The organism is Planctomycetia bacterium (assembly GCA_021413845.1).
In the GTDB taxonomy this organism is placed as follows: domain Bacteria; phylum Planctomycetota; class Planctomycetia; order Pirellulales; family PNKZ01; genus PNKZ01.
The window spans coordinates 1-10,811 of the sequence record JAIOPP010000028.1 but is presented as its reverse complement, the minus strand read 5'-3'; the positions used below and the strand labels follow the sequence as shown (position 1 = coordinate 10,811).

The 10,811-nt window shown below is 64.7% G+C and carries 5 protein-coding genes; all 5 read left to right on the top strand.

Going from position 1 to position 10,811, the window contains the following annotated elements:
• On the top strand, nucleotides 1-3,006 hold a 3,006-nt coding region (locus tag K8U03_06455), incomplete at its 5' end, for a PQQ-like beta-propeller repeat protein (protein ID MCE9604532.1).
• Nucleotides 3,003-4,199, top strand: coding sequence for a squalene--hopene cyclase (locus K8U03_06450; GenBank protein ID MCE9604531.1), 1,197 nt, complete (start codon nucleotides 3,003-3,005; stop codon nucleotides 4,197-4,199). The genes K8U03_06455 and K8U03_06450, both read left to right, overlap by 4 nt.
• A gap of 45 nt (nucleotides 4,200-4,244) precedes the next feature.
• On the top strand, nucleotides 4,245-6,725 hold the full coding sequence (locus K8U03_06445) for a VWA domain-containing protein (protein ID MCE9604530.1): 2,481 nt from the start codon (nucleotides 4,245-4,247) through the stop codon (nucleotides 6,723-6,725).
• Nucleotides 6,722-9,193, top strand: a complete 2,472-nt coding sequence (locus K8U03_06440) for a hypothetical protein (protein ID MCE9604529.1) — start codon at nucleotides 6,722-6,724, stop codon at nucleotides 9,191-9,193. Before K8U03_06445 ends, K8U03_06440 begins: the two co-directional genes overlap by 4 nt.
• On the top strand, nucleotides 9,190-10,811 hold a 1,622-nt coding region (locus K8U03_06435; protein MCE9604528.1), incomplete at its 3' end, for a DUF4175 domain-containing protein. The genes K8U03_06440 and K8U03_06435, both read left to right, overlap by 4 nt.

Genomic DNA, 10,811 nt, shown 5'->3' with positions numbered 1-10,811 from the left:
ACGCGCATTCGGGCCTCGAACTATTTGAAGAGTGATCCCGAATTGGTCGCCGGCATACCTCGCGTGCGCGACCAGGGAGACTACACGAACTGGCTGCTCGACGTATTGGCCCGCGACCGGAACAGTCTGCACCGGTCGGCGGCGGCGCTCTTGGCGCGCGGCACGCGGTACGACATCGCCAAGACGCTGCTGGCAGGCCTCAGTTCGCCGCCGGCCGAGCCGATGGTCGACGACGTGAGTGACGCTGGCCGAGCGAAGGCGGAGGCCGAAACGCCGTTCGACTTCGAATCTCTCGCATGGGCCGCCGATACGTTCGAAGGCTACTCCACCGCGGAGTGGGAGAAGCTCTTTCTCGCCCGAACCTCGGACTATCGTCCGGCCGAAAAACCCGCGCCGCTCGATCGCTTCACGTTCGCGCGTCGGCGGTGGATGGAATCGTCGATGGCCGCGCCCGGGAAGACGGCCGTGCCGATGCCTCAGCAGCTGATTCGCGACGAGGTCGCCGCGTTGTTGCGGGCCGGTCGCTGGAACGATCTCGATCAACTCTGTCGCGTGATCCATTTCTTCGGCGGTCGGCCGGAGTTGCAGGATCGTCGTTTCCCGCACGCGCGCGAGCCGATCATGAACCTCGTCGACTACGCCGCGGCGCAGGCCGAGCGCCGGCGCTCGGTTCCCGAGGGCGTGCTCCCGACGCCGCCGCAAGCGACGTTCAAGCCGGAGTGGCGACATCCGCTCATCGAGCAATTCGGCAAAGAAGGCTACAACGTCCTCGCGGAGCTTGAGACGGCGCTGCAAGAGAAGGCCTACTCCGACGCCTGCCGCATCATCACCGGCGTGACGGCCGTGCAGGCCGTGGGTCTGTTGCCCAACGCGGCCGACTCCGATCTTTTGGTTTCGTTGCCCGGTGCCGTGGCGTTGGCGATGCGCGACCACGCCGAGCTTCGCAACGTGATGCAACGGGAATACGGCGCGCTGGCCCAACTCCGGCTCCGTCAGGCCGCGGCCGACGGCGACGTCGATGCCGTGCAAGCGCTGACGACGCAGTTCTACGGCACGGTCGCCGCCGCACAGGCCCAGATGTGGTTGGGGGATCGAGCGCTCGCGCAAGGCGATGCCGCACGGGCCGAAGGATGCTACTTCGCCACGCGCGGCGAGTTGCTCGCGACCGATCGCGCGGCGATCGATGCCCGACTGCGAATGGCGGCCGCGATGCAAGGGCGCAACTTCGGCGGGGCGCCGACCGTCGGCATCGCGCTGGGAGAATGGACGTTATCGCCCGCCGATTTCGAGCGGACGATCGAAGAGCTGCGCAAGCGCGCCCCGCAGACGGAGTCTCGTTCGCCGTCGGCCGTCGTCGATGCCGGCGCGCAATCGACCTCGCCGATTCCGCCGCCGAGCCGTTTCACGCTCAAGCCCTTCGCCAAGTTCGAAGGCGAGTACGGCAAGAATTTCGAGCAGTTGCCGCAGCGCGACGTCGACTACATGGGCCGACAGATCGCCTCGATCTATGTCGAAGAGAAGGGTGCGCCGGGCAAGATCTACGTCAGCAATCGCTTTCAAACCGCTGCCTTCTCGCTGGCCGACGGCAAACTCGCTTGGCGCACAGGGCTCGCCGCCGAACAAGGGCGAACCTATCAATGGCCGCTCGTGCAGATGCCGCCGCTGGTCGACGACGGCCGCGTCTTCGTTCGCCGGCTGACGACGCAAGGCCCGGAGTTGGCTTGTCTCGACGCGCGCGACGGCCGTGTCTTGTGGCGTTCGCCGCGGGGCGAGGTGATCGCTTCCGATCCTTTGCTGACGACCGATCGCGTGCAAGTCGTATCGCTCTTGGTGCCGCAGCAAGAGATGCTCGAAGCCGTGCTGACGACCTTCGAGCTCCGCACCGGCAAGGTGCTCTCGCGCCGCCCGCTCGTGCAACTGCGCGACTACTGGCACGGCGAGCTCAATTGCAAGCTCTTTCCCGCCGGCGATATGCTGCTCGCCAAGATCGGCGGCTGCGTGATCGGGTGCGGCGCGACCGGCGAACTTCGCTGGCTGCGCCGCTTGCCTTGGATTCCTCCCTCGGTCGTATCTTGGCCTCTGCCGCCGGAACTGGAAACGGAACGGCTTTCCGAAGGGAAGTTCCTCATCAACGGCTCCAACGGCGACAGCTACCGGATCGACGTTCGTACCGGTTCCGCCGAACTCTACGCGGCCGACGACGTCGAACTCGACGCGCAGCCCGAGGATTGGATTTCGCCGTCGCAGAGCGTGACGCACGGAGACGACTGGTTCGCGGTTCATGAATCGATGTTCGGTTACAAACTCTGGCGACCGCACATGTTTTGGCAAAGCCGCACGAGTGGAACGACGGACGCCGCGTGGCCGACCCCCTGGACGAAGGAGCATCCGGCGATCGGGCCGATCTTCACGGCAGGCGGCAGGTATTTCGTTTTCTCCGCCGCGGATTTGAAGTCGCCGGTGCGCGACATTCTGGAGCTTCTGCCGGGAGATTTACTGGCATCCGAAGCGCCCGATGTCAAGAATGGTGGGCTCCCTCCGGAGTGGCGTTCGCTACTTCCCGAGCCCCTCCGCAATGTTCCCCCCGCCGCACCTTGGAAGCTGTTGCAAAGCCGCTACGACGAAAAGTTGTGGTTCGATAACAAGATGTTTCTTCAAGACGATTGCCGACTCACACTCGCGTTGCCGACGCAACCGGCCGTGTGGACGCGCGCCGTCGGTCTGCCGCCGAATGCGCCGAAAGTGCTGCATTTGCGCACGGCGGCCGCTGCCTCCGAGCCGTGGCAATTGGAAGTGCGCGTGAACGACAAGATCGTATTGAATCGGAAGATCGAGCCGGCCGCCGCGGGGAGCGATCCGAAGTCGCAATGGCGCGACGAAAAGATCGACCTCCGCCCGTTCGCCGGCCGCGCCGTTCAGATCACGCTGAGTCATAAGCCGATCGTGACCGGCCCGAAGTCCTTGTCGCTCGCCGCTTGGCAACGGATGGAGATCATCGACCCATGATCGGACGTAACTGGATCACCACTTTCATCGCGGCCGTAGCCTCGTTCGCCGCCGTAGCCTCCGGCCCGGCCATGCGTAGCTGCGCGGCGCAAGAACCGGTCGTGCGCGAAATCACGCCCGAGAGTCGCGTGGCGCTCGATCTCGGTCTCGAATGGCTCGCGGCGAATCAAGGGGCCGAGGGCAACTGGGGCAGCAACGATCTCGGGCTCGTCTCGATCGGTGCGCTCGCCTTCCTCGCCGATGGTCACACCCCCGGCAAAGGGCGCTATGGGCCGAACGTCGAAAAGGCCCTCAACTTCGTTCTTAAGAATGCGAAGCCCTCCGGCCTGATCAACATCGCCGGCGCCCAGCGCGACATGTACAACCACGGCCTCTCGACGTTCGTGCTCGGCCAAGCGCACGGCATGACCGCCGATCCGCGCATCGGTACGGCGCTCGATAAGGCGTTGAAGCTAATCGCGGAAATGCAGTGTCAAGACGGCGGCTGGCAATACACGGCGCAGCGCCGGCCCGCCGGAAGCGATCTGAGCCTCGTCGTGATGCAAGCCAAGGCCCTGCGCAGCGCCGTCGATAGCGGCTTGGAGGTGTCTCCCGATGTCATCAACATGGCGATCAAGCGCGTGCGCGGCTACTACTACTGCGGCGCTCCGGAGATTCGCGGGCGCAAGCAGCCGATCGAAGACGACGTGCTCAAACGCTATCCCGGCCGCTTCACCTACGCCGGCCACGGCGGCAACGCGACGACCGCGATGGCCGCCGCCGGAGTCGTCTGCATGCAGGAGTTCGGCCAGTACGACGATTGGCGCATTCCGAAGAATCTCGACGTCATCAAGACCGAGATCGGCAAGCTTACTCCGCCGCCGAAGAACAGCGGCCGCCTCCCGAACGGCTTCGATCCTTATACGTTGTACTATGTCGGCCAAGCGCTCTATCAAGCCGGCGGCGAAGACTGGCGCGGCTTCTATCCGAAGCTCCGCGATGCGCTGGTCGCCGGCCAAACGCGCAGCACCACCGATCCCAAGTCGAACGGTCGCTGGGTCGACGACGTTCGTGTTTCCGGGCCCGGCTCGCCTCTCTATGCGACCGGCGTGAGCTGCTTCATTCTCGCGATCCCGAATCGCTATTTGCCGATCTTGCAGGAAGGTCGCATCGAGGGAATCCGCCAACAGTTCAACGCCGGGGGAAAGCCGTGATGCCACGACTCTTGCGACGAACATCGCTGAACGGAGCGGCCGGGAATGCCTAGTTTCTCCCTCGGTATGTTCGCGCTCGCCGGCGTCGCCGCCGCAGCCGGACCGATCATCGTGCATCTGATGAACCGTCGCCGGTTCTGCACGATCGATTGGGCCGCGATGCAGTTTTTGCGCGAAGCGGTACGCCAAAGCCGGCGCGTGCTGCACATTCGCGATCTGCTGTTGCTGATCCTGCGCGTCGCTTGCTTGCTGCTGTTCGGCTTCGCGATGGCTCGGCCGTATTTCACGTCGACCGGCGGCGGCTCGTTCGGCGCCGGTGAACCGATTCACGCGGTGCTATTGATCGACGACAGCCTCTCGATGGCGTACCGTTCGACGCAAGGGACGTTGCTCGACGACGCCCGCTCGAAGTGCCGCTCGTTCATCGAGGAGCTCCCGTCGGGAAGTCGCGTGGCGATCATTCCCGTCTGCGCCGATCCGAGCCGGTATTCGCTCGACCCCACGGCGACGAAGCAGTCGGCGTTAGAGGCGCTCGACGCCGTCGAAACGGTCGACCGCAAGGCCGGCTTGAACGCCGCACTCGACCTCGCCCAAGCGGCGCTCCGCCGACTACCCGACATGCCGAACAAGCGAGTCGTGTTCGTCACCGACGGTCAGCGCGTCAACTTTCCCGCCGAAGAAGCGACGAAGCGCCTGGTCGATGAAGCCTCGGGCCTCGGGGGCGACGTGCAGGTGCTTACGCTCAACGCCGGCCCGACCGACAACGCTTGGCTTTCCGATTTGCGCGCGGTCGACGGGGCAGCGGTGGCCGGAGCCGATGCCGACTTTCTCGCCGTCGTGCGCTATGAGGGAGCCGCGCGCCGCGCCGACGTGCAAGTCAGCTTCACGGTCGACGGCAAGCTGATGCAAACGCGCGTGGTCGATCTCGAACCGAACCAGCGGCGCGAGGTTCTGTTCACGCATCGTTTCGAGACGGCACCGAGTGCCGAATCGCCGCGTTTCGCGGTCGTCGAAGTCGGCTTGTCGGACGATCGCCTTCCCGACGACAACCAGCGGCAAACGGTCGTGCCGTTGGTCTCCGGCCTGTCGATCTTATACGTCAGCGAGCATGGCCCATCCAAGGGAGAAGCCGGCCGCAACGAGTCGGCCGCAGGGCGAGGGCTGTGGATTCAGCGACTCCTCGCGCCGGTCGTCGAGCGTGGCGACGTGCAGCCGAAGCTCGTGCGCATTTCCCATATCGCGGCCTCGACCCTGACGGCCGATCAGTTGCAAGATGCCCGTTTGGTCGTCATGGCCGGCGTGCGGACGCCCGGCGAGCGCGTGCCGCTGTTGCGCGAGTATGTCGAACAAGGGGGCCGGCTTTTGATTACGGCCGGCGAAGAGTTCGATCCCGCCGCGTGGCACGACAACGCTTGGCTCGACGGCGCGGGCATCCTCCCGGCTCCCCTTGCGCCGAAAGCGATGAATGTCTCCGAGCGCGTGCCGATCAAGCCGCTGCGGCTCGATGCGCGGACGCTCGGCCATCGCTACTTCCAGATCGAAGATGCGCCGTCGGACGAGTTGACCGATCTCTATGCCGCGCCGGTGTTCTTCGCTGCGGTCGCCGCCGACCCTTCGACCGACGCCGTCGCGAAGCTCACGGCGACGGAAACTAAGCGGATCGCCGATCGGCGCGAACGAGAGCGGCTCGCGGTTGCGGCGCGGCTCGTCGTTCTGCCGCCGGGAAAAGAGCCGCCTCCGCCGCCGCCGGCTCCGCTGGTTCGTTTGAATTGGCCGGAGCCTCCCGCCGACACGGACCATGATCGAACGCCGGAAGAGCTCGCGGTTCGCACCGTCCCTACCGTGATCGGACGTTTCGACAACGGGATGCCGCTGTTCATCGAGCGGGCGATCGGCCGCGGCACGATCCTGTTTTGCAGCACCGGTCTGCAATCTTCTTGGAACACACTGACCATGTCGCGGGCCGTCGTCGTGCTCGATCGCGCGGTTCGTTCGCTCTTGGAGCGGACGTTGCCGCAGCGCAACTTCGATACTTCGCAAACGGCGCTGGTCGCGCTTCGGCCGCTCGGCAGCGGCACATATCTCCAGCTTGTTCGCCCCGGCGATCGTCGCGAGCCGATCGTGGTCGACGCGCTCGGCGACGATAAGTATGCCGTCGTCTTGCGAGATCTTTCGCGACGCGGCGTCTACCGCATCATCGCTCAGCGAACCGATACCGGCTCGACCGGCGACGTCAACGAACAGACCTTATGGGACTTGCCGCTCGCCGTTGCCGGGCCCGAGCAAGAATCGTATCTCAAGAGCCTCGGCCGCGATGAGGCGCTCCCCGGCATCGAGGTCGCGCATGTCCGCCGACTGAATCGTGAAGAAGACCTCAGCGTGGCCGGCGCCACGATCAGCGGTCAGAATCTTTGGAAGTGGTTGATGTCGGCCGTGCTCGTTTGCCTCGTCGCCGAGCTGGCTGTGATTCGTTTCATGCGCCCTGCGACACGCACGCTATTGCCCGCGCGGGAGATTGCCGCATGAACCAATACTTCGCTCGCCTCTTGGGTTACGGACCCGAGGAATCGATCCGCGACCTGACGATCACGACTGCCGCGCCATGGGCGGAATCCGCGCCGCTCGTCGTGCTCTCGGCCTGCTTGTGCGCCGCGGTGTTCGGCATTTGGTTCTATGCGAAGTACCAGCCGTTGAAGTCGCGCCGCGTGCAGTATTCGTTGGCCGTGGCGCGGGCCGCGATTCTGTGTCTCATTATTTTGTTCCTCGCCGAGCCGACGTTGGAGGTTCGCGTCACGACGCATCCGAAGCCTTGGCTTTGGCTGCTGATCGACGGTTCGGCGAGCATGGCGATCGAAGACGCTCCGCAAACCATCGATGCGACCGGCTCCCCAACGACGCCGGAAGCCGCGGCTCGTAAGCCGCGCATCGAGCTCGTGAAAGACGCTTTTCGCAACGCGGATAAAAAAGTCCTCTCGCGGTTGGCCGACAAGTTCCGCTTACGCGCGTTTACGTTCGATCGGCCCGGCGAAGTCCGCCCGTTGCTGGCCGGCGAGGAAGCCGATCAAGATCGCCTCGACCCCGAGAAGCTCGCCGCGCAGCTGACGGCGGAGGGGCAAGTTACCGCGCTCGGCGATGCGTTCAACGATCTGCGTGAGCGTTACGCGTCGCAGCATCCGGCCGGCGTCGTCGTCTTCAGCGACTTCAACAAGAACGCCGGACTTGCTCCGACCGATACCGGCGCGCGGCTCGGCGCGCCGCTGTACTGCGTCGGCGTCGGGCCTGCTTCGGCTTTGGACGTCGCGGTCGATCTGCAAGCGCCGCTGTTGATGAAGAAGGGGGAGCAAGCGGAACTCAAGGCGACGGTACGCCGCGAAGGTACGGCGGGAGGCCCGGGACGCGACATCGTCGTGAAGCTCACGGCGCACGCGATCGGCACGAACGAAACGCCGCGCCTTATCGGCGAGCAGCGAGCGCAAGCCGGCAGCGACGTCGTCGAACTTTCGTTCCCCTACGCTCCGCAAGAGACCGGCCGCTTCGAGTTCGTCGCCGAGATCGAAGCGCAGCCCGGCGAAACGATCGTCGAGAATAACGTCTCGCGGCGCGAAGTGAACATTCGCGACGACTTCCTGCATCTCACGTTCGTCGACTACGAACCGAATTGGGAATGGCGCTTCATCAAGGAAGTCTTCCATCGCGATCGGCTGGTCGGCATGCGCGGCTTCCGGACGTTCCTCCGTTCGGCCGATCCGAAAGTTCGGCAGACCAACGAGCTGTTCCTCTCGAGCCTCACGCCGCCGCGCGGCGAGTTCTTCGTCAACGACGTGATCTTCCTCGGCGACATGCCGGCGACGAGCCTCAGCACGCGCTACTGCGAGATGGTGAAGGAATTCGTCGATAAGTTCGGCGGCGGTCTGGTGATTCTTTCCGGCCCGAACTTCGGCCCCGGCGAACTCGCTTCGACGCCGTTGGCCGACCTTTTGCCGGTGCGCGTGATTCCCGGCGGCAAGTTCGTCGACTCCGGCAAGCAAGGCTTCCTGCCGCGGCTGACCGCCGGCGCCGCCGAATACGACTTCATGCAACTCTCGGCCGATCCGCTCGAAAATCGCAATCTCTGGAACCGGCTCGGGCCGCTCGAATGGTTCCAACCGGTCGCCGGCGTCCATGATCAAGGGCGCGTCTTGCTGGAGCATCCGACGGCGAAGTGCGCCGATGGTCGCACGCCGCAGCCGATCCTCGCGGCCCGGCGCTACGGCAAAGGGGAAGTCGTGTATATCGCGATGAACGAGACATGGCGTCTGCGTCGCGAATACGGCGAAGCGTACTACCGCAAGTTCTGGGGGCAGATGATCCATCGGCTCGGCCTGAGCCACGCGTTGGGAAATCAGAAGCGGTTCGTCGTCCGCACGGATCGTCGGCAGTATCAATCGGGCGAGCGCGTCACGGCGACGGTCGAAGCCTACGATCAAAACTACGAGCCGCTGAACCTGGCGAAGCTGCAGCCGGTGCTGACGCAACTCAAAGGGGAGTTGATCCTGCCGGGTGCCGGTCCGGCCGGCGCCTCGCCGACGGCCGCGAAGAACTCGTCGCCGCGCTCGCAGATTCGCCTCGCGCAGTTCCGCGAGGGGGAGTTTCAAACCGAATTCGACGTGCAAGAGGCGGGCGAATACGTCATTCGCGTGCAAGATCCGCTGTCGAACGAGCAGGTCGACGCCGGGTTCCGCGTGGCGAACGTCTCGGCCGAGCGCCGCAGCCCGGTGCGCGATGTCGTGCTTGAGCAGCAATTGTCGTCGCTCCGGAGCGAACGACTCGGCATTTCCGGAAAACGGATCGAATTAGCCGATTTCGAGCGTTTACCTGAAGAAATTTTCATTCCGAACGAAACCGAAAGCTATCCCGAGCGAATAGCTCTGTGGAATACCTGGGGGGCGTTCCTGCTCGTCGTGCTGTTGATGCTCGTCGAGTGGTTCGTCCGAAAATGGGTCCATCTGCCGTGAGCGATCTCCAACTTTTCCGTAGCCGTTTGCAGTTGCTCGGTCGTCGCCGTCGCTCGGCGCGAGTGCGCGATGCGTTGCTGCAATGCGCGGCCCTCACGGCGGTTGCCGGCGTCGTTTATTACCTGCTCGATCGCTATTTCACGCTGGTCGGTCCGGCTCGGCTATTGCTCGATGTCGTTTGGATCGGAATCGCCGGCTGGATCGCTTGGCGCAAGCTTCGCCCGGCTTGGGGCGTGCATGAAGACGAAGTCGATGCCGCGCTCCGGCTCGAACATCGCCGCGGGATCGATGCCGATCTCGTCGCAGCGTTGCAATTCGACGATGCGATGCGCAGCGGTCGCGCCGCCGATTACGGCTCCGTCCAACTCAGCGAACGAGTCGTCGCGAACGCGGCCGTACTGAGCCGCGACGTCGACCCCGGCGAAGAGCCCCTCGAACGGCTTGCGCCCGAGCGCCGCTTCGCGCTCGGCTTCGTGATTTCGGCCGTCGTAGCGTTCGCATTGTTCTACCCGTCGCACGCCCTCGTGTTCGTGCAGCGTGTCTTCCTGGCCGATGCCCACTACCCGACGAAAACGCAAATCGGCGAAGTGCGCGTCGACGGGCGTGTGCTTACTTGGGCCGCCGGCGAAACGCCGCAGGTCGTCGTCGCGCAAGGTCGGCCTGTTTCGATGGAGTTGCGAGCGTCGGGCGTAGTGCCCGAGATTGCGTTCGTGCGGTTGAGCGGAGCCGTGGGTTCCGACGCCGTGATCGATCTTTCGCCGGCCGAAGGAGATGCCTCGGTCTTTCGTAAGCAACTTCCGACGCTCGTCGAAACGCTCGAAGGACGTTTCTACGCAGGCGATGCCTATACCGAACCGTTCCGTTTGGTCGCCGCGGCGCTGCCGCTGCTGACCGTGTCGCTGGAAGTCGGCCTGCCCGAGTATGCCGCCGGCGCCGATGTGCCCGCCCCTCCGCCAGGTCGCTTAAGCGCCGCCGTGCTCGAAGGGAGCGACGTCGGGGTGCGGGTCGTCTGTGCGAACAAGGGGCTCCGTTCCGCGCGGATCGTGATCGGCGGCGTAGCTTTTCCATTGCGTGAAGAAGAATCGGTCGACGTCTCGCAAGCCCCGACCTTCGGCGACGGCCGCATTTGGCGTCTCGACCCGCAAGGAACTCCGCTGGCCGCCATCGCGCAGCCGTTGGAGTTCGAGCTGCATATCGAAGACGAAGACCGCTTCGTGTTGCCCGAGCCGCTCAAGGGTGCGATCACCCTTCGCCCCGATCAGCCTCCGACGGTCTCGGCCGAAGTCGTGACGAAATACGTCTTGCCCAGCGGCAAGCCTTCGATCGCCTATCAAGCCGGCGACGATCTCGGAGTGCAAAGCCTCGCGATCGTGCGCGACGTGCTGCACGCCGACGGCTCGACGGCCCAAGATCGGGTCGAGATGAAGCTCCCGGCGTTCGGCCCCCGCACGACGCTTGCCGGCAAGTTTCCGTTGGAGCTCGCCTCGCTCGAACTTCATAAGGGAGATCGGGTTACGATCCGCGTCGAGGCCCGCGACCGAAGCGGCGACGAACACCGTGCCAAGGCCGCGAGCGAGCCGTTTACGCTCGAAGTGACCGACGAGCAGGGCCTTTACGA